General features: G+C 68.0%; 14 protein-coding genes. 8 read left to right on the top strand and 6 right to left on the bottom strand.

From position 1 onward, the window contains the following. Positions 1 to 2 precede the first annotated feature (2 nt). The 5 genes from DB354_RS09435 to DB354_RS09415 all read left to right on the top strand — a co-directional run bounded on the left by DB354_RS09435 (position 3) and on the right by DB354_RS09415 (position 6,799). Positions 3 to 1,103 (top strand): glycosyltransferase family 4 protein, encoded by a 1,101-nt coding sequence (locus DB354_RS09435; protein WP_107835300.1) that lies wholly within the window; start codon positions 3 to 5, stop codon positions 1,101 to 1,103. Then, positions 1,100 to 2,263, top strand: coding sequence for a glycosyltransferase (locus tag DB354_RS09430; RefSeq protein WP_107835298.1), 1,164 nt, complete (start codon positions 1,100 to 1,102; stop codon positions 2,261 to 2,263). The genes DB354_RS09435 and DB354_RS09430 overlap by 4 nt, the downstream gene beginning before the upstream one ends. Before the next feature lie 144 nt (positions 2,264 to 2,407). Then, positions 2,408 to 3,673, top strand: coding sequence for an FtsW/RodA/SpoVE family cell cycle protein (locus DB354_RS09425; RefSeq protein WP_233256595.1), 1,266 nt, complete (start codon positions 2,408 to 2,410; stop codon positions 3,671 to 3,673). Between the two features lie 90 nt (positions 3,674 to 3,763). Beyond that, entirely contained in the window at positions 3,764 to 5,524 is a 1,761-nt protein-coding gene (locus tag DB354_RS09420; protein WP_107835296.1) for an Rne/Rng family ribonuclease, read from the top strand. A gap of 210 nt (positions 5,525 to 5,734) precedes the next feature. Beyond that, a complete protein-coding gene (locus DB354_RS09415) occupies positions 5,735 to 6,799 on the top strand; it encodes a DUF2157 domain-containing protein (protein ID WP_146180170.1) in 1,065 nt (354 codons plus the stop codon). A gap of 1 nt (position 6,800) precedes the next feature. Here the strand turns inward: DB354_RS09415 and DB354_RS09410 are convergent, their stop codons facing one another. Genes DB354_RS09410 through DB354_RS09400 form a run of 3 tightly spaced genes read right to left on the bottom strand, consistent with a single transcriptional unit; the run spans position 6,801 to position 8,352 of the window. Then, positions 6,801 to 7,823, bottom strand: a complete 1,023-nt coding sequence (locus DB354_RS09410; RefSeq protein WP_107835292.1) for an LLM class flavin-dependent oxidoreductase — start codon at positions 7,821 to 7,823, stop codon at positions 6,801 to 6,803. After that, the gene (locus DB354_RS09405; RefSeq protein WP_107835290.1) at positions 7,820 to 8,107 is read right to left on the bottom strand and encodes a hypothetical protein; all 288 of its coding nucleotides are present in this window, start codon (positions 8,105 to 8,107) and stop codon (positions 7,820 to 7,822) included. Before DB354_RS09405 ends, DB354_RS09410 begins: the two co-directional genes overlap by 4 nt. Further along, the gene (locus tag DB354_RS09400) at positions 8,104 to 8,352 is read right to left on the bottom strand and encodes a type II toxin-antitoxin system prevent-host-death family antitoxin (protein WP_158277454.1); all 249 of its coding nucleotides are present in this window, start codon (positions 8,350 to 8,352) and stop codon (positions 8,104 to 8,106) included. Before DB354_RS09400 ends, DB354_RS09405 begins: the two co-directional genes overlap by 4 nt. Positions 8,353 to 8,482: 130 nt before the next feature. Here DB354_RS09400 and DB354_RS09395 point away from each other — a divergent pair, with 130 nt between their 5' ends. Continuing rightward, the gene (locus DB354_RS09395) at positions 8,483 to 9,352 is read left to right on the top strand and encodes a hypothetical protein (RefSeq protein ID WP_107835286.1); all 870 of its coding nucleotides are present in this window, start codon (positions 8,483 to 8,485) and stop codon (positions 9,350 to 9,352) included. A gap of 347 nt (positions 9,353 to 9,699) precedes the next feature. On the opposite strand, the gene DB354_RS09390 is transcribed toward DB354_RS09395, so the two are convergent. Continuing rightward, positions 9,700 to 12,990, bottom strand: coding sequence for a DUF5107 domain-containing protein (locus tag DB354_RS09390; RefSeq protein ID WP_343205573.1), 3,291 nt, complete (start codon positions 12,988 to 12,990; stop codon positions 9,700 to 9,702). A gap of 270 nt (positions 12,991 to 13,260) precedes the next feature. Here DB354_RS09390 and DB354_RS09385 point away from each other — a divergent pair, with 270 nt between their 5' ends. Beyond that, the gene (locus DB354_RS09385; RefSeq protein WP_158277453.1) at positions 13,261 to 14,154 is read left to right on the top strand and encodes an AraC family transcriptional regulator; all 894 of its coding nucleotides are present in this window, start codon (positions 13,261 to 13,263) and stop codon (positions 14,152 to 14,154) included. A 190-nt stretch (positions 14,155 to 14,344) separates the two neighbouring features. Further along, positions 14,345 to 17,119: a sugar-binding domain-containing protein gene (locus tag DB354_RS09380; protein WP_199226823.1), complete on the top strand. Its 2,775-nt coding sequence runs from the start codon at positions 14,345 to 14,347 to the stop codon at positions 17,117 to 17,119. Positions 17,120 to 17,463: 344 nt separating this feature from the next. Here the strand turns inward: DB354_RS09380 and DB354_RS09375 are convergent, their stop codons facing one another. Both DB354_RS09375 and DB354_RS09370 read right to left on the bottom strand, forming a co-directional pair. Next, entirely contained in the window at positions 17,464 to 17,760 is a 297-nt protein-coding gene (locus DB354_RS09375) for a MoaD/ThiS family protein (RefSeq protein ID WP_107835279.1), read from the bottom strand. Continuing rightward, positions 17,757 to 18,923, bottom strand: coding sequence for a sialidase family protein (locus DB354_RS09370; protein WP_107835277.1), 1,167 nt, complete (start codon positions 18,921 to 18,923; stop codon positions 17,757 to 17,759). The genes DB354_RS09375 and DB354_RS09370 overlap by 4 nt, the downstream gene beginning before the upstream one ends. Between the last annotated feature and the right edge of the window lie 150 nt (positions 18,924 to 19,073).

Below are 19,073 nucleotides of genomic sequence, written 5' to 3'. Positions count from 1 at the left end.
CCATGGCCGCCTCGGATGCCAGACCGACGGTCCTTCACTACGTCGGCCACCAGAGCAGTCGCGGCGGGACGATCGCAGCGTTGCAGGCGCTGGCCCAAGGCAGCGACGCGTTCGCGAGCATTCTCGGCGTTGGCCCCGGATATCCGAGGGATCTGATGCCGGCCTTGCCGACGCTGGAGTTTCCAGCGGTGGGCCCGGACCGGATCGACTGGGCATGCCTCTGGCGGGCGCGGGCGGTGGCGCGATGCGTGCGAACCTGGCTCGCGGCCGATGGCACCCGGGTGTTTCACGCCCACTCCCGGCCAGGACTCCTCGTCGCGCTGTGGCTGCGCCGGTGGCGTCAGTCACGCGTCCTCGCCACCGTGCACGTTCTCGGACGGCAGCGCTGGTTCTATCGGTTCGCGGCGCGCCGGCTGGGCGCCGACCTGCACTGGCTCGGACCGGCGATGAAACGGCACTACCAATTGCGCGACCCAAGCTGGGAGGGCTGCCTGCCGGATTGTGTGCCGGCGGCGGCTTGGCGCGCAGCGCCCCGGCTGCCGCGTCGGGCGGGACGCGTGACGTTCGGCTGCGCGGGGGCTCTCGTGCCGATCAAGCAATGGGAGCTGGTGCTCGAGGCGCTGGCGCGGTTGCCGGCAGGGGCACCGATCAACGTCATCCACGCCGGCGGAGAGGACGGCACCCCTGAGAGCGCGGCCTACGCGGCGGAATTGCGACGACGAGTCGCACCGTTGGGGTTGAACTCCCGGGTGGAGTGGTGGGGCGAGATGCCGGACCTTCAGGACTTTTTTGCGACGATCGACTGCCTCTTGGTCGCCTCACGCTGGGAGGCGTCATCGATGGCCGCGCTGGAAGCGCTCGTTGCCGGCGTGCCCGTACTGGCCTCGGACGCCGCAGGCACGCGCGATCTGGTCGCGACGGCGCGCGGTGGCTGGCTATTTCAGGCTGATTCGCCGGCGGGGCTCGCGACGGCGTGGCAACAATTGGCGACGGGCGACGTGCTCACGCGCTGGCAGCGCGATGAGACGGCATTGCGCGCGTTCACCGCGCCCGTCGTCGCGGCACGCCACGCGGCGCTATACCGCGCCAAGCTGATGGCATGAGCGCGCCAACGCACAGGGTCGTACATGTGGCGCCGTGGGTGACGACCGGAGGCGGCATCGAAACGTTGCTGCGCTGGCATCGCCGCGTGGACGTGGCGCAGCAGCTCGCCGCGTGGCAGCTCGCCCTCTTCGACCGGGTGCCTGATGCCCCCGACGCGCACCGCGGTTCCCTGCGAGCCGATTGGCGCCACCCCTTGTTCATCATTCGCCGACGGTTCAGCGCGGCGATGTCCGGACACCGCGGTGCAACCGTCGTGTACCACAATGCCTGGGGTCTCCCGCTGCTGGCGGATGGCGACGAGAGCGCGCGTCGCGTCGCCTACCTGCACGGCGGCCCGACGTTCGTGGCGCCATTCTTGCCGCGGCTGCGGGGCTGGGTGGACGGAGTCGTGGTGACGACACCGGCGGTCCGGTCCGCGGTAGCCAGGGCGCTGCCCGAGCTGGCACCGGAACGCGTACTGGGCGTGTGCGCGCCCGTGGAGCCATCGCCGCTGGCGCCGCGCCAACCCGCGACCACGCCATGGACCATTGGATACGCCGGCCGGCTCGAACGGAGCGAGAAGCGGGCCGACCGGTTGCCGGCTTTCGTCGAGGCACTGGCCAAGGCCGGCGTTGCCGCGCGCTGCGAGGTCCTCGGCGATGGAAGGCTGCGGCCCGCGCTTGAGCGCGCGCTGGGCGGCCGCGTGGTGTTCCACGGTTGGCGCACTGGCGAGGATTACTGGCGTGTGCTGTCGCGCTGGGACGCCATGGTCTTTTTCAGCGAGACCGAAGGCATGCCGCTCGCGCTGGTCGAGGGCCTCGCGGCAGGCGTGATTCCTTTCTTTCCGGCCATCGGCGGCAGTCTGGGCGACGTGTACGCGCCACTGATCGACGCGCGCTGCCACTATCCACCAGGCGACCTGCGGGCGCTGGCGCAGCGCATTGGCGAGTTGAGCCGCGAGCCGGCGGGAGCCATCGCCACCTGCCGGGACCGGGGCCGCGCCCTGGCCACCGCGCATCAGCCGGAACGATACGGCGCCGATTTTGCCGGATTCTTGCGGCGCCTCGCCGACCTGCCTCGCGTCTCGCGCAGCGACCAGCCCCGCCGCCAACCGCGGCTCGCGGACGTGTTGCCGCTCGGTGTCGTGACGCGCGTCTGCCCCGGCGCGCTCTGGCGCTGATCCTCACCGGCCCGGTTCCGAGGCCCCGAAGCACCGCGCGGGCGTTTCCCGGCGTCCGGCCATTTGGGCGACGAACAAACATTGCGCCGGCTGAGGTTGCAGGTTCTCTTCCTGCACCTCCTCGTCCGATCGACGTCCCGTATCGTGAATCTCCCCGCGCTCACCGAGTCCCTGGCTGTCTTCAAACCTACGACACGCGGGAAGTGGGACGCCCTGACGCCGCTCGCGCTGCTGAGCCTGAGCGCCTTCGGCATCGCCTTCATCTACTCGGCGACCTTCGCCAATGTCCACGTCACCCCCTCGCTGCTCCGCGAGGAATGGTTCAAGCAGATCATTTACCTCATCTTGGGGAGCGCCATCTACGTCGTCGTCTCCCTGATCGACTACCGCTTCTGGCTCAGCGTCGCCCACTGGTTCTATGCCGCCTGCATGATCCCCCTCTTCCTGGTCCTCATCCCTGGGATCGGCGGCGGCTCAAGCTCCTGGGGCGCACAGCGTTGGATCAACCTCGGCTTCATCAGCTACCAGCCCTCCGAAACCGCCAAGATCGCCGTCCTCCTGATCACCGCCAGCATCCTGATGCACTCCAAGGTCGGCACCGTGGTGCAGTCGCTTGGCACCCTCGGGAAATTGGCCCTTGCGGTGGGGGTACCCATGCTCTTGATCTTGAAGCAGCCCGACCTGAAGTCGGCGATTGTCCTGCCCCCGATGGTATTCGCGATGCTCTACGTTTCAAAGCTGTCGACCCGGTTCTTCCTGGGCGCGCTCGGAGCCTTCGCGGTCATCGTCGGCATCGTTTCCATCGACACCTGGCAGTTTGCCAGGTTTATGAAAGAGAATGGCTACTCTTACACCAAGAAGGACTTAGGGAAGTACGAGCCGCATTCTTTTCTCCCGCTCCACGACTACCAGCGGACGCGGATCCTCACTTTTGTCTCCCCCGACACCATCGACCCCAAGGGCACCGGCCCGAGCTGGAACCTCCGCCAATCGCTGATCTCCGTCGGCAGCGGCGGTCTGGCGGGCAAGGGATGGACGGAAGGGACGCAGGCCCAGCTCGGCTATCTGCCGACCGGGGTCTCGCATAACGACTTCATCTTCTCGGTCATCGCCGAGGAGAAAGGATTTCTGGGAAGCCTCACGGTCCTGGGCCTGTTTGGAATAGTGTTGTTCAACGGCATACGCATCGCGGGTTCCGCAAGGGACCGATTAGGGACGCTCCTCGCCATCGGCGTGACAGTTCTCTTTGCGGTGCATGTGTTTGTGAACATCGCGATGACCATCGGGCTGGTGCCCATCACGGGCATACCGCTTCCCTTTATCAGCTACGGTGGCTCCTTTGTGCTCAGTTGCTGCTTGCTGCAAGGACTGGTCCAGAGCGTCTGGCGCTTTCGAAAGGACTTCTCATGAAGCCCTGCGTCGCCATTGACCGCCCTGCCGGAATTTCCTGCGCCGCAACCGCCGCACTCGGGTGCCCCGTAAACAAGCCGCACACCCGCCATGAGCGAACAACCTCAGTCTCAGCCCGATTCATCCGGCAGCATCCCGCCGGATGTCGCCCAAAAGTATGACGAGGAACTCGTCAACCCGCCGCCCGAACGCGAGGTCAAGCCGGTCAGCAACGCCGAACTGAAAGCCGGCGCCGCCGAACGGGCCAAACAGCGTCCCCTCCTCCAGAAGATCCTCGCGGTGTTCCAGAAGGAAAAAGGCTCCTACCGCGAGCTCATCATCAATTCCGAGCCGCTCGAAAAGCGGGTGGCTCTCCTCGTCGATGGCCGGCTCGAGAAGTTCGAGATCGAGCGCGAGTCCGACAACCGCATGGTCGGCGGCATCTACAAGGGCCGCATCAAGAACCTCGACCCGGGCCTCAAGGCCGCCTTCGTCGACATCGGCTACACCAAGAACGCGTTCCTCCATTACTGGGACATGCTGCCGGCCGCCGCCGACTCCTCCGTCGAGGTCGTCCGCGTCAACCGCCGCCGGAACCAGCCCGAGCGCCCCGCCGAACCGACGGTCAAGGACATCCCCAATCTCTATCCTCCGGGCAGCGAGATCGTCATCCAGGTCACCAAGGGCCCCATCGGCACCAAGGGCCCGCGCACCACGACGAACCTCTCCATCCCCGGACGCTACCTCATCCTGACCCCGTTCAGCGAGGGCTGCGGCATCTCCCGCAAGATCGAGGACCCGGCCGAGCGCAAGCGGCTCAAGCAACTCATCAACGAGCTCACCCTCCCCGAGGGCGTCGGCGTCATCGTCCGCACCGCCGGCGAGGGCAAGAAAGCCCGCTATTTCGTCCGCGACCTGCACATCCTCCTCAAGACCTGGGAGGACATTCAGGCCAAGATGAAGAGCGAGCGCTCCCCCGCCTGCCTCTACATGGAGCCCGACCTCGTCGAGCGCACCGTCCGTGACTTCCTCACCGAGGAGGTCGACCGCGTGCTGATCGACAGCCCGGACGACCACGAGCGCACCCAGCGGCTCGTCGGCCAGATCTCCAAGCGCTCCGCCAGCAAGATCGCGCTCTACAAGGACAGCATTCCGATCTTCGAGCGCTTCAACATCGAGCGGCAGATCGAGCAGACCGGCCAGCGCAAGGTGCCGCTCCCGTCCGGCGGTGAAATCATCATCGACGAGACCGAGGCGCTCATCGCCATCGACGTGAACACCGGTTCCCACAAGAACCGCGGCGGCGACGAGAAGAACGTCATCTACGCCGTCAACCTCGAGGCCGCGGCGGAAATCGCCCGGCAGATCCGGCTGCGCAACCTCGGCGGCCTGATCATCATGGACTTCATCGACATGAAGGAGCGCCGGCACCGGAACGCCATCTACGAGAAGATGGTGGAGCTCATGTCGACGGACAAAGCCAAGAACCACATTCTCCCGATCTCGCAGCTCGGCATCATGCAGATGACCCGCCAGCGGCAGCAGGAGTCGCTCTCGTCCAACCTCTACACCGACTGCCCGTACTGCCGCGGTCGCGGCATCGTGAAGAGCGCGACGACGATGAGCGTCGAGTTGCAGCGCAAGCTCAGCTCGGTGGTCCGCCGACTGCAGCTCCGCAAGGACGGCAAGGAGTACTCGCTCCGCGTCATGGTGCACCCGAGCATCCTCGAGCGCCTGCGCAGCGAGGACGCCGACCTGCTCGTCCGGATGGAGAAGCTCTTCGGGGTGAAGTTGGCCTTCCGCGCCGACCTCAACTACCACGTGGAGAACTTCAAAATTATCAACGCCAACACCGGCGAAGAGTACCGCTGAGCGTTCTTGACGAGAATCCCATGCGCTGACGCGAACACCGCGCCAGCGCCACATCTTCCGCCCGCCGCGCCCCCTTGGCCCGGCGGGTTTTTCGTGCCCCTGACGCGCTCCGGCTATCGCCTCGCCTTGGAGCAGCCTCGCGATCACCGTGCACTGGCGGCGGTCACGATCGCCGTCCCTCAAAAAAACCACCACGCGGTACCCGTAGTCATGAAGAAAGCAGGTGCGGTTAAGGTCAGCTACGACGAACTCCACGAGTCGGCCCGTCTTTCCGGCATTTCCCGTGAACAGGCCGAGATTCTCTGGGCGAAGCTTCAGCCGAAGCCCAACGAGACCCAGGCGCCGAAATTCGACGCCGAGAACGTCGCCTACTATTTCGGCGCGTTGATCATCATCGGAGCCATGGGCTGGTTCATGACCAATGCCTGGGACTACCTCGACGGCCTCGGACTGGCGATCGTTGCCCTCGCCTATGCCACGTTGTTCTACCTGATCGGCGCCCGCTTCTGGAACACGGCCCATCGCCGGGTACCAGGCGGTCTGCTGCTCACGGCGGCAGTCTGCATGACGCCGCTGGCCGTGTACGGCATCGAACGCGCCACCGGTTTCTGGCCCGTCGCAGACCCGGGCGGCTACAGCCGCTTCCATCCCTACGTCAATGGGAGCTGGCTCGTCATGGAAGCGAGCACGGTCCTGGTCGGACTCTTCACGCTCAGGAAGTGGCGCTTCCCCTTCATCACGGCACCGATCGCCTACGCGCTATGGTATGCGTCCATGGACGCGCCCGAACTCTTCTTCACCCAGCCGCTCAGCGGGGATGAAAAGAAGTTTTTCTCCGTCGCCTTCGGCCTGCTCATGCTCGGCTTCACCTACCTAGCCGACCTTCGGCGGAAACAAGAGGACCTCACGTTTTGGGGCTACCTCTTCGGGCTCCTGACCTTCTGGGGCGGCCTCACCGCGATGAACAGCAGCAGCGAACTCGGGAAGTTCATCTATTTTCTCATCAACCTGGGGCTCGTCGCGACCGCGGTTATTCTCCGGCGGCGAACCTTCATCCTGTTCGGCGCGCTCGGCGTCTGCTTCTACCTGGGGCACCTCGCCCACGACCTGTTCAAGGACTCCTTCGCGTTCCCCTTCGTCCTCAGCTTCATCGGGCTCGGGATCATCTACCTCGGGATTCTGTACCGCCGGAAAGCGGAGGCGATACACACGTGGATCGACCTTCACCTTCCCCCGGCGCTAAATAACTGGATCCCCGCCCGGGCGAAGGCATAGGTCAGCGCCAGCCGAGGGCGGGCGCGACGTGTGCGAGGATGGCCTCCATGACGTGGACGTTGTAGGCCACGCCCAATTGGTTGGGGATCGTCAGCAGGAGGGTGTCCGCCTCGGCGATGGCTTCATCTCGCCGCAGTTGTTCGATGAGCACATCCGGTTCCGCCGCGTAGCTGCGCCCGAAGACCGCCCGCGTGTTCGCGTCGATCAAGCCGATCTGATCCCGCTGCTCCTCGTCGCTCCCGAAATACGCGCGGTCGCGACCATCCATCAGGGCAAAGATGCTGCGGCTGACCGACACGCGCGGCACCCGGGTGTGGCCCGCCTCGGCCCACGCCTTGCGGTAGGCACGAATCTGCGCGGCCTGCTGGACGTGCAGCGGCTCACCCGACTCGTCGAACTTCAGCGTCGAACTCTGCAGGTTCATCCCATGCTTCGCCGCCCACACCGCCGTCGCATTGGTCGCCGAGCCCCACCAGATCCGCTCCCGCAATCCCGCCGAGAACGGCTCGAGGCGCAAGAGCCCGGGTGGATTGGGAAACATCGGCCGCGGGTTGGGCTGCGCAAAACCCTTTCCTTCGAGCAGCCCGAGAAAGGCCTCCGCATGGCGCCGTCCCAGGCCCGCATCGTCCTCACCCTCGTTGAGCCGGTAGCCAAAGTGGCGCCACCCCTCGATCACCTGCTCCGGCGAACCGCGGCTGATGCCCAGCTGCAGCCGTGAACCCGCGATCAAATCGGCGGCGCCGGCGTCCTCGGCCATGTAGTGCGGATTCTCATACCGCATGTCGATGACCGCGGTCCCGATCTCGATCTTCCGCGTGCGTGCGCCCACCGCCGCCAGCAACGGAAACGGCGATGCCAGTTGCCGGGCAAAGTGATGCACCCGGAAGTACGCTCCATCCATCCCGATGCGCTCCGCCTCCACTGCGAGCTCGATGGACTGCAACAGCACATCCGCCGCCGATCGCGCCTGCGACTGCGACGAGGGCGTCCAATGACCGAAGGACAGGAAGCCGATATTCTTCATGACTTCAGTCGCTTGATGAACTGCGCCTCGAACAGCTCGTAAACAAGCTGACGCTCTTCAATGAAGACCGCGTCGATCGCCCCATCCGCGCCGTAGCTGAAAATGATCCGGTGGCGGCCAACCCGGAGCCGGTAATAGCCGGAGAGGTTCGCTTCCAGCGCTCGGATGTCACCGCGCTCCTGTTGCAGCCCCTTGAGCCCCTGCTTGAGCGCTCGCCGCGGCTCCGGCGCCAAGCGTTTCGCGAAAGCAATTACCTGCGCCGAAAGCCGGACTTCGCGGGTCATTCGGGAATGTCGTCGAGTTGTCCGAACTTCGTGCGCCCCGCTCTGTGCTCCGTGATCGCCTTCATGGCTACAGCGTTGCCGAGGATCTCGAGCGTCTCCGCGATCGCGCTCATCCGGTCATGCCCGATCACACAAGCCACGGGCTCATCGTGCCGCGTGACGGTCACGACCCCGCCCTTTTCGGCCGCCTTGACCAAGGCCGGAAACGAGTCCTGCCCCTCGCTGATGCTGACGGTAGATTTCACAGAAATCCCTGTATCTCATAAGCCAGGGAAGTCAAATGGCCGGACCGGATGCACCGCCACGCGGCAGGATCCCGCACGACCCGCGGATTGACCCATGCATAGCTCCTGCCGAAGCTTCCTTTCCCCACGCATGATTCGTTCCCTCCTCCCCTGGGTCTTGCTCGCGGGTCTCGCCACGTACGCGTGGGTGAAGATCCAGCATCTGAATACGGAACTCGCCCTCGCCCGCGCCGCGGCGCGGCCCCCGTCCACCCGGTTCGTCGCCACGCCGTCACCTGCGCCCGCGGCGGCCGCCCCGGTCCCGGCGAGCGAAACCACCCCGGCGCCGGCCGCGGGCGCGCCGCTGGCTGCCGCGTATGAAGACGCGATGCTCAAGTGGATCGACAAGGCCCAGCGACTCGCCGGCTTCCTCGACCAGCACCCCGAGTGGCGGGTCCCGCAGCTGGACGTCCTCACCGCCGAGGATTGGCTCGAGGCGGTCAAGGGCATCGCCCTCGACTCCGAAGCCTCCTACCGCCAGGCGCTCGCGGCCCTCCGGCTCAAAGCCCGCCAACGCGTCGCGCCCATGGTCGCCGATGCCCTCAAGCAGGCAATGGCCGCGAACGGCGGCCACCTGCCCACCGACCCGCAGGCGCTCGCCCCGTATCTGCCCGACGCCTACCGCGCCACCCTCCCCGCCTATCTGCAACTCAACTCCGGCGGCCAGGTCCCGGGCCTGCGCGCCATCGGTTCCGGACCGACGCGCCAGTTCGGCCTCGCCGACAAGCTCGTCGACCCCGTCTGGGATAGCTCTCTCTACTACAGCGACGGCGGCGATGTGGTGGTCACCTCTGCAGCGAGCAGCACGGCGAAGCGGATCTCCGATGCGTTCGCCAAATTCACGCAGCAGAATGGCACCCCACCTTCGTCCCCGGCCCAACTGCGCAGCTACCCCAGCATCGACCAGGTCAGCGACGCCGTCCTCGCTGACGCCTTCATCGCACTCTCCCGGAGACCGTGACAGGCGGCGCCAAGCGCCGGCGGGCCAGATTTAAGTTGGAAAGCTGCAGGTTTCCCGACCGCACGCGGATCACTCCCCGACTTCCAAACCGGAGCTAACCGCGAAAACTCGCGAACCCAGCCACGAAAAACCGCGGCCCTCAGGTCCCGCTCACGCATTCCCTTCTCCCCGCCGCCCACCCCCAGTTTTCGCGTCTCTTCGCGCCCGTTCGCGGTGCCCCCTTCTCCGTTCGCGGGTCACCAACGCCCGGCTTCCGTCATCAACCTCGCCGCGTTTCCGGCGCTGATCTCAGGAACCTGCAACCTTCAACCTCTTCACCTGAGAACGCCGCCGCATTTCGGCGGCGGCTACGCGGCGGCGGCGGCGACGAAGTCCGCCGCGAGGCCGTGACTTGGGTCGCGCCGCAGCACCCCGCGCAAAAGGCGCCGCGCCGTCGCGCGGTGACCCAAGCCGAGTTCCGCCTGCGCCTCCAGGAACAGCGCCGTGGTCTGCTGTCGTTGCGTGAGGTCGTCCTCGAAGAGCAACATGCTCGGCAACGACGTGGCGAAGTAGTCGATCTTCGCCGGCGTGCGCCGCAACTCGCGCGCGTACGTCCGGAGTCCGCGCAGAAGCCGCGCCGCCTCCGCCGATCGGCCGAGCCGCTGCAGTGCCGCCGCCGAGAAGTAGGTCATGTCCGAATACGCGCGCACGCTCATTTCCTGGAAGTCGCCGCGGAACTCCGCGGCCGTCCGCCAGTGCCGTCGTGCTTCGTCCTTCCGACCGGCGGCGGACAGCGCACAGCCGAGCCAGTAGTGAATATCGCTCGGGTTCGCCAACAGGTGCCGCGCCTCGCCCAGGTTCGGCGGCGGCTCCAGCGCCGCCTCGAAGTGCTCGATCGCCCGCGCGGCATCCTTCGCCGCCAGCGCCTGCCGGCCGAGCAGCAGCCGCGCGCGCACGTACTGCCCGAGCGTCTGCCCCTCGCCTCCCTCCCAGGGCTGGAACCGCCGCGTTGTGAGGATCGCCAGCGCCTTGTCCGGCTGCCCCGTCTGGTTGTACAGCGCACACAGCTCGATCGTCGCGTCGTCGCGCGCGCTCACGAGTTCCGGCCGCGCCTCGAGTTCCCGCAACCGCTGCGCCGCGGGTCGGCCCAACCGTTTCCAGAGCTGGTCGCGTTCGTACAACAGCCGCGCGTCGGCAGGATTCGCCCGAAAGGCCCGCTCATAAGCCTGCAACGCCCGCTTCGGCGCCTCGGCCACATTGAAGTACGCGATGCCCAGGTTGCGCCACGCCACCGCGTTCTCCGGCTCGTGCCGCACCGCGCGCTCCCAGCAGGTCATCGCTTCCCGATGTCGCCGCCGGTCGTAGTAAAGGTTGCCGAGATAGTACGCCGCCCGCGCATCGTCGGGCGTGCGCCGCAGCGCCGCCTCCAGCACCAACATGTCCTCCAGCCGCGCCGGGAAACAGTAGTCCGGTGACGCCGCGCGCGCCGCCTTCGTCGCCCGCGCCGCCGCCCGGCGATTGCCCACGGTCTCGTACAGGCACGCGAGATGGTACTGCAGCATCGGCGCCGTGCCCGATCCCGGTTCCGGCTTGGCCCCTTCGAGCAACGCGATCGCCGCGGCGTGGAAACCGGCCCGCGCGCAATCGAGCGCGAGGTCCATCCGGGTCTGCGTATCACAGCCCAGTTTCTCTCCGCGCAGGTGCCGCGCCCACCCATCCAGCGGATCGAGGCGCAGCGTCTCCTCGAGGGCCGCGTCCGCCTCCGCGGCGCGACCGAGTTCACGCAGCACGAGCACGCGCAGGTTCCGGGCGCGGAGATTGTCCGTGTTCAGCCGCAACGAACGGTCGAGATGTTCCAGCGCCGCCGACCATGCCCGCCGCGTGCAGTCGATCTCCGCCAGCGCGTGAAAGCCCGCCGCCTGCCAGGCCTGGTTCCACGTCGCCTTGTACAGCACGTCGTACGCCTCGTCGGCCCGACCCAGGAAGCGCAGCGTAAGTCCGAGCTGATACCACGCCTCGCCTTCCGCCGGGTTCGGATTGCGCTGCACCAACCGCGCGATCGCCGCTCGAAAATACGTCTCCGCCGCCGCGAATTCCCCGCGCCGCAGATGCCAGCCCCCCATCGCCGTGTTGCACCGGCTGTCGCCCGGATCGCGCCGCAGCGCCTCCTGCCAGTACAGCACCGGCGAACGCGTGGCGTGACGGTACTGCCACAGGTGCAGCCCGGTCACATACAGCTCGTCGGCCGAAGCGATGTCCGCGGGCGCGGCCGGCTCGGTCGCCGGCTCCGGCAGCGGCGGCGCCTTCGACTGCGGCGCGGCCGGCGCGTATGTCAGCAATTGCGCCCCAGCCGCCGTCGTAACCGTCACCCGCAGCTCGTGTGGCGTCGTGCCGGACTTGACCGCGCACGACTCCACGAGGGGCTGGCCCGGTGCGAGGTCGCGCGTCCACCGGCGCAACACGCGGTCGCCGCGCGCGAGGGTCACCTGCAGGCCCGCTCGCGGCTCCGTCACCGCCACGCCGATCCGCGCGGCGCGCGGGCCGACGTTCAGCGAGACCGCCGCATGCTCGTTGGCGCGCTGCACCGGCCCGATCTGCTGGATCGGGTACCAGTACACGCTCCACGTCTTGGTCTCGCCAGGCTGCAGGAAGGAGAAGTCCGGCTGGTTGTCGGTGTACACGCCGAGCATCAGCTCGATGTAGGGGCCGCCCGCATCGGTCAGGTTCCGATCCCACGCGTAACCAAAGGCGTGATTGCCCCAGGTCCACTGCTTCTTGCCGGGGGAAATATGATGGTTGCTCACCTGCACGAGCCCGGCCCGCGCCAGGTGATCGTAGCCGCCCGAGAAATCCTCCTTCGAGCCGAGGCACATGTACGAGGTCGGCACCGGGATGTTGGCGTACCACGACAGGTCATTCGGCGCGTACGCCGGGATATTCGCCGGCCGCTCGGCCGCCGGCCGGCAATGCGGCGGCACGAACTGCGTCGGCACCTCCTCCGCCGGCACGCCGTCCCGCGCCCGCCCCGCATAATCCACCCCGTAGTACCGGCCGTCACACCGCGGAAACCGGCTCATCGCCCGCTTGGCGTGGTCCGCGACCGCGGTCACGTCCGGCGGGAAAAATGACTGGTACCCCTCGTGCACCCGCGTGGCCACATTGGCCCACCACAGGAAGGTCTGCACGTACGGCGTGCGGTTGTACGCCCGCACCTTCAGCTCAATCACGCCACGGTCGGGATGCAGGCAGATGCCGTGCATGCCCTTCATCCGCGCCAGCGGATCATGGTCCGACAGCCACACCGTCTTGCTGCCATCCGCGTGCTCCTCAACGCAGGCGTCCACCGGCATGAACGTCGCCGGCCGGTGATGCTGCGGCCAGTTGATCTCCACCCCGCCGGAGGCCCACGGGCCCGCCAGCCCCACGAGCGCCGGCTTGATCGCATCCTGGTGATAAAAGAAGTGGTAGCCGTTCGTCTTGTCCTGACCCACGTGGATCCGGCCGCCGATCTCCGGCAGCACCATCACCCGCAGGTAGTCGTTCTCGAGCGTGATCGCGTGCCAGGCGCGGTCGACCTTCGTGTCCGCCACCCGATTGTAGAAGGGCAGCGGGTACACCGCACCGTTGCTGCCCTGGTAAACGCGCCGCTCCAGGAACATTGGGTTCTTGTCCGGCGGCAATGGCACATACGTGGGGATGACCACCGGCTCGCGCCGGACGACAACAGAACGGGAGGACATGGAGACTGCGGGGAGGTTGGCGACGGTTCCTTGCCCGCCCCACCAAGCCGGGGCGCGACAGCCCCAGCCTACGCCCCCTCGGCCGCCGTGCCCATGCAGGGCCTTCTGAAACGGCTGGACAATCTTATGCCCAGCCCGTTGACAACCGCGCCGCCGCCCGCGTTTCCTTGGCCCCGCATTCACCTCACCATGAACGGCACCCGGATTCGGCGGCACGGCTTTGCAGGCCAGCACCTCGTGGTGGTGCCCGATCCCGTGCGCCGACAGGCGCGCGATCACCCGCTGCTGCAAGGGCTCCATGTCACCGACGCCGGCTACTTTCCCCGGGCCACCAGCCACCGGGTGGAACGGCCGCTCGGCGCGGCGACCGACCTGATTATCGCCTGCCTGCAGGGCGAGGGCTGGGTGCGCACGCCGGAACGCTCGGAACCCGTCCACCCCGGCGACGTCGTCTGGCTCGCCGCCGACCACGCCCACGCCTACGGCGCCGCCGAGACCGATCCGTGGACCATCGTCTGGGTTCACTCCGCCGGCGATGAGCTGCCGCATTGGCGCCGGGAGCTCGGCTGGGGCGCGGGTGACGCCCTGGGCACCTTGCATGTCACCGCCAACCGCGTGCCCGAACTCGGGCTCGATCAGGCGTACCACGTGCTCGAACACGGCTACTCCGTCCCGCACATGCTCGCGGCCGCGGCCGCCCTGCGCACCGCCTTCTGCACGCTTCTGGAATTGCGCCAGGACGGCGGCGCCCCCCGCTCCGCCGCCGAGCGCATCACCCGCGTGCGCGACCAGCTCCTACGCACGTCCGCGCGCAATTACCGCCTCGACGAGCTCGCCGCCGCCGCCGGCCTGAGCGTGCCGCACTTCTCCCTCCTGTTCCGCAAGCAGACTGGCTTTGCGCCGATCGACTTTCTGATCCGCCAGCGCATCCGCGCCGCGTGCCAGTTGCTCGACACCACCCCGATCTCGGTCGCCGCGATCGCGGAACAGGTTGGCTTTCAGGATCCATACTACTTCAGCCGCTGCTTCCGGCGCGTCATGGGCCGGTCGCCGCTCGCCTACCGCAAGGCCGTCAAGGCCTGACATCTCGCACGCCTGTCCGGACCCGCCCGCTCGGCACGACCGCCGAGCAATAAGATCGTGCAGGTCTTCATCGGATCCGTCCATTGCCGTTCCGCCCCGTCGGAGGTACGATCAGGCGCCTCGCATGCCAAGCCCGCGCCCTGATCCCGACGCCCACTCTCATCCGGCCCCTGCTCCCGGCCCCGGCCCCGTGTCGCTCGCCGGCGCCTGGCGCGTCGCGCTCGATCGCGACCGCCGGGGACGCGACCAACGCTGGCCGGCCGCCGCGCTGCCCGGCGATACCACACTTACCCTCCCGGGCAGCGTGCAGGAGAACCGGCTCGGCGACCCGATCGGCGTCGATACGCCCTGGACCGGTGGGATCTTCGACCGCGCCTACTTCACCGCGCCCGAGTACGCGCCGTACCGCCAGTCCGACAACATCAAGATTCCGTTCTGGCTGCAGCCCGCCACGCACTTCGTCGGTCACGTGTGGTACCAGCGCGAGATCGACCTGCCCGCGGCCTGGGTCGGCCGCCAAGTGTGGCTCACCCTCGAGCGGCCCCACTGGAAGACCGCGTTGTGGCTCGACGACGAGGAGATCGGCACCAACTCGGCAAACTCCGTGCCGCATCGCTACGCGCTCGGCCTGCTGCGGACGTCCGGCCGGCGCCGGCTCACGATCCTCGTCGACAACACCCTCGATCCCGACGTCGGCGAAAACGCCCACAGCGTCTCCGATCACACGCAGGGCAACTGGAACGGGATCGTCGGGCGGATCGAGCTCTCGGCTACGGAGGCTGTCTGGTTCGACGACGTTCAGGTCGCGCCTCGCCTCGCCGATCGCACCGTCGTCGTGCGCGGCCAGCTCGGCCGCGCGGAGAACCAGCCCTGGCCCGTCCGCATCCAGCTCGCCTCGCCCGGCGCCCCCGCGGTGCTCGACGTGCCGGTGGCCGCCGACGGCCGTTTCGCCGCGGAATACGCCTTCCCCGCCGGGGCCGCCGCGTGGGACGAGTTCACCCCCGCGTTGCACACGCTCACTGTGTCCATGCCCAACGGCGAAAGCCGCGAAGTCGCCTTCGGCTTCCGGCAGATCGCGACCGACGGCCGGCAGCTCCGGTTCAACGGGCGCCGCCTCTTTCTGCGCGGCGCCCTCGATTGCGCGGCCTTCCCGCGCACCGGACATCCGCCGACCCGCGTCGCGGACTGGAAGCGCCAGCTCGAAGTGATCAAGGCGCACGGGCTGAACCATGTGCGCTTTCACTCCTGGTGTCCGCCCGAGGCCGCGTTCGTCGCCGCCGACGAGCTGGGCCTGTACGTGCAGGTCGAGGTGGCCTCGTGGCCGAACTGGTCGACGACCCTCGGTGACGGCAAGCCGGTCGATGCCTGGCTCGAGGCCGAGACCGCGCGCATCCTGCGCGTCTACGGCAACCACCCGTCCTTCGTCATCCTCTGCGCGTGCAACGAGCCCGAAGGTCCCCACCACAAGGCGTGGCTCGGCGCCTGGGTTGCACGCCACCGCGCGGCCGACCCGCGCCGCCTTTACACTGCCGGCGCCGGCTGGCCCGAGATCCCCGCCAACGATTTCCACATCAGCCCGGAGCCGCGCATCCAGCACTGGCTCGAGGGCCTCGCCTCCCGCCTCAACGCCCGCGCCCCCGAGACCCGCACCGACTACACCGACTACATCCAGCCCCGCGACCGGCCCGTCGTCGCCCACGAGATCGGCCAGTGGTGCGCGTACCCCAATTTCGCCGAGCGGGCGAAGTACACGGGCTACCTGCAGCCGCGAAACTTCGAGATCTTCCAGGCCTCTCTCGCCGCGCACGGGCTCGCCGACCAGGCCGACGCCTTCGTTGCCGCCTCTGGGAAACTCCAGACGCTCTGCTACAAGGAGGACATCGAGTCCGCCTTGCGCACGCCTGGCATGGGTGGCTTTCAGCTCCTCGGGCTCGCGGATTTTCCCGGCCAGGGCACGGCCCTCGTCGGCGTGCTCGATGCGTTCTGGGAATCCAAGGGCTATGTCACGCCCGCGGCGTATCGCCGTTTCTGCGCCAGCACCGTCCCGCTCGCGCGGCTCGACCGGCGCGTCTTCACGACCGACGAGCACCTCATTGCCGATGTCGAGGTCGCGCACTTCGGCGCCGCCCCGCTGCCCGGCGTGTCCGCCGAATGGAGTCTGCAGGCGGACGACGGCCGCACTGTCGCGCAGGGCCGGTTCGCCCCTCGCGACGTCGCCGTGGGCGCCGGCCAAAGGCTCGGCCGGATCGACCTCCCCTGCGCCGACCTGCCGGCCCCCGCGCGCTATCGACTGGAGGTCCGCCTCCCGGGCACGGACTTCGCCAACGACTGGGAGGTCTGGGTGTATCCACGTCCTGCTGACGTCGCAGTCGCCGTGCCCGCCGGCATCGAGGTTGTCACGCAGCTCGACGCCGCCACGCAGGCGCGCCTCGCGGCCGGCGCGACGGTTTGGCTGATGCTGCCGCCTGACCGCGTCGCGCCCGACCCGGTGAAAGGCCCCATCGCGCTCGGCTTCTCCAGCATCTTCTGGAACACCGCGTGGACGAACGGCCAGGCGCCGCACACCCTCGGCGTGCTCTGCGATCCCGCGCATCCAGCCCTGGCACAGTTCCCGACCGACGCGTATTCCAACTGGCAATGGTGGTACCCGCTGCGCCACGCCGCGCCGATGGTCCTCGACTCCCTCCCGCGCGACCTCCGGCCAACGGTCCAGGTCATCGACGACTGGTTCACCAACCGAAAGCTCGCCCTCGGCTTCGAGGCGCGCGTCGGCCGGGGAAAACTCCTCGTGACCAGCATCGCCCTGCACGACGCCGCGCTCGATCCCGTGCGCCGCCAGCTGCGCGCCAGCCTGCTCGCCTACCTCGCGAGCCCCGCCTTCGCGCCGACGGTGGAAGTCACGCCCGCCCAGGTTCAGCAGGTAATCAAAGGCGACCTCACGCGCTCCTCCGCAGTGGCTCCGTAACGGCCGGAACGGCCGTTGCAGCCATCGCGGCCGTTGCAGGTTGCAGGTTTGAAAGTTGCAGGTTTCGCGGGCCGGAAGTCCCGCCCAGGTTTTGGATCCGCGGCCTCTCCGTCGCCCCAGTGGTTTCCCTTCGTCCGTTTTCGCGGCATTTCGCGCCTTTCGCGGTTCACCTCCTCCGGACTCCGTGGCCCCAACCTTCAACTTTCAAACCTGCAACTTTCAAGCTCCGGCTCCGCCCCCCGGACTGCCTTCGCGCGGCGTCGCCCCCCGCCCCTTCAAACCTTACACCTTACACGTGCGCCCCGCAGGGCGCGTCCTTACGCGCGCGGCGCGATCGCGCCGCGCTATCCGCCCGCCATCGCGCCGACGATCAGCAGCGGTTCGCGGCCGCTGACGATTTCCGCCGGCAACTCCGTCTCCGGCGGCCGCGCCGACCAGTCCTCGCGACACACGAAGAACCGCACCAGCGTGCGTCGCTTGCCGCTCGCGTGGTCGCGAATCGTCCCGCGCAGGACCGGGTAGCGCGCCTCCACCGCGTCAACCACCGCCCGCAACGTCACCGGCGCCGCGACGTCCAACGCCAACTCGCCCGACACCCCGGCGAGATTGCGCAAGTGAAACGGCAGCACGACCCGGATCATGGCAGCACCTGCGCCTCCACCGAGTACACCGGCGGTAGATCGCGCACGATCGGCGTCCAGGTGTCGCCGGCGTCCGCCGAGCCGTACACCTGCCCACCCGTCGTGCCGAAGTACACGCCACAGGGATCGAGCGCATCCACCGCCATGGCGTCGCGCAGCACGTTCACGTAGCAGTCACGCTGCGGCAGCCCGCGCGTGAGCGGCTCCCATTCGTTGCCGCCCGTCTTCGAGCGATACACGCGCAGTTTCCCCTCCGGCGGGTAGTGCTCCGAGTCGCTCTTGATCGGCACCACGTACACCGTGTCCGGCTCGTGCGTGTGCACATCGATCGGAAACCCGAAATCGCTCGGCAGGTTGCCACTCACCTCGCGCCACATCTCGCCAGCGTCGTCGGACCGCATCACGTCCCAGTGCTTCTGCATGAACAACACGTCCGGCCGCGCCGCGTGCAGCGCGATCCGGTGCACGCAATGCCCGACCGCCGCATCGGGATCCGGCAGCTCCCAGAGCGACTTCAGCCCGCGATTCACCGGCTTCCACGTCGCGCCGTGGTCATCACTCCGAAACACCCCCGCGGCCGAGATCGCCACGTACAGCCGCCCGTTCCGCCTCGGGTCGAGCAGGATCGTGTGCACCGCGAGTCCGCCTGCGCCGGGTTGCCAAAGGTCGCCTTTCGCGCCGCGCAGGCCCGGCAGCTCCGCCCAGGTCTTGCCGCCGTCGTCGGTCCGAAACAGCGCTGCATCCTCGACGCCCGCGTACGCCACGTCGGGGTCCGTCAGCGACGGCTCCACGTGCCACACGCGCTTGAACTCCCAGGGATGCTGGCTGCCGTCGTACCAAAGATGCGTCCCGACGTGGCCGACATACGTGAATTTGTTGCTCTCCCCGCGTGGGAAGCCGTTCGCCCCGGCGAGGTCCGCCGCACTGCTGCCCGGCGTTTGCCAGGTTTCCCCGCCGTCGTCGGAACGCTGGATGACCTGACCGAACCAGCTGCTGGACTGCGACGCGTAGATCCGGTTCGAATCCGCCGGGGAACCCTTCAGGTGATAGACCTCCCAGCCCGCGAAATGCGGGCCGGCGACGCGCCAGTCGCGCCGCGCGCCGTCGGACGTCAGCACGAACGCGCCCTTCTTCGTGCCGACCAGAAGACGTACTCTGCTCATGGGTGTGGGAATGCCGCGGGCGACCGGCCCGCCGCGGGTGATAACGTGTGGGTGTGGCAACAGGACGACTCGCCGGCGCGAGCCTCCCGTCACAACGAACGAGCCGCCCCGCGGCGGACAACGACCTCGCCACACGCCCGCCGCAGGACA

Origin of the sequence: Opitutus sp. ER46 (assembly GCF_003054705.1) — a bacterium.
Classification (GTDB): domain Bacteria; phylum Verrucomicrobiota; class Verrucomicrobiia; order Opitutales; family Opitutaceae; genus ER46.
The sequence above is the reverse complement of the archived record's forward strand: the minus strand, read 5'-3'. Positions and strand labels throughout refer to the sequence as shown.

What these genes read in the sequence shown, in the direction of transcription:
- DB354_RS09435 (WP_107835300.1), top strand. Translation starts at nt 3, where the DNA reads ATGGCCGCCTCGGATGCCAGACCGACGGTCCTTCACTACGTCGGCCAC.
- DB354_RS09430 (WP_107835298.1), top strand. Translation starts at nt 1,100, where the DNA reads ATGAGCGCGCCAACGCACAGGGTCGTACATGTGGCGCCGTGGGTGACG.
- DB354_RS09420 (WP_107835296.1), top strand. Translation starts at nt 3,764, where the DNA reads ATGAGCGAACAACCTCAGTCTCAGCCCGATTCATCCGGCAGCATCCCG.
- DB354_RS09415 (WP_146180170.1), top strand. Translation starts at nt 5,735, where the DNA reads ATGAAGAAAGCAGGTGCGGTTAAGGTCAGCTACGACGAACTCCACGAG.
- DB354_RS09410 (WP_107835292.1), bottom strand. Translation starts at nt 7,823, where the DNA reads ATGAAGAATATCGGCTTCCTGTCCTTCGGTCATTGGACGCCCTCGTCG.
- DB354_RS09405 (WP_107835290.1), bottom strand. Translation starts at nt 8,107, where the DNA reads ATGACCCGCGAAGTCCGGCTTTCGGCGCAGGTAATTGCTTTCGCGAAA.
- DB354_RS09395 (WP_107835286.1), top strand. Translation starts at nt 8,483, where the DNA reads ATGATTCGTTCCCTCCTCCCCTGGGTCTTGCTCGCGGGTCTCGCCACG.
- DB354_RS09390 (WP_343205573.1), bottom strand. Translation starts at nt 12,990, where the DNA reads ATGTTCCTGGAGCGGCGCGTTTACCAGGGCAGCAACGGTGCGGTGTAC.
- DB354_RS09385 (WP_158277453.1), top strand. Translation starts at nt 13,261, where the DNA reads ATGAACGGCACCCGGATTCGGCGGCACGGCTTTGCAGGCCAGCACCTC.
- DB354_RS09375 (WP_107835279.1), bottom strand. Translation starts at nt 17,760, where the DNA reads ATGATCCGGGTCGTGCTGCCGTTTCACTTGCGCAATCTCGCCGGGGTG.
- DB354_RS09370 (WP_107835277.1), bottom strand. Translation starts at nt 18,923, where the DNA reads ATGAGCAGAGTACGTCTTCTGGTCGGCACGAAGAAGGGCGCGTTCGTG.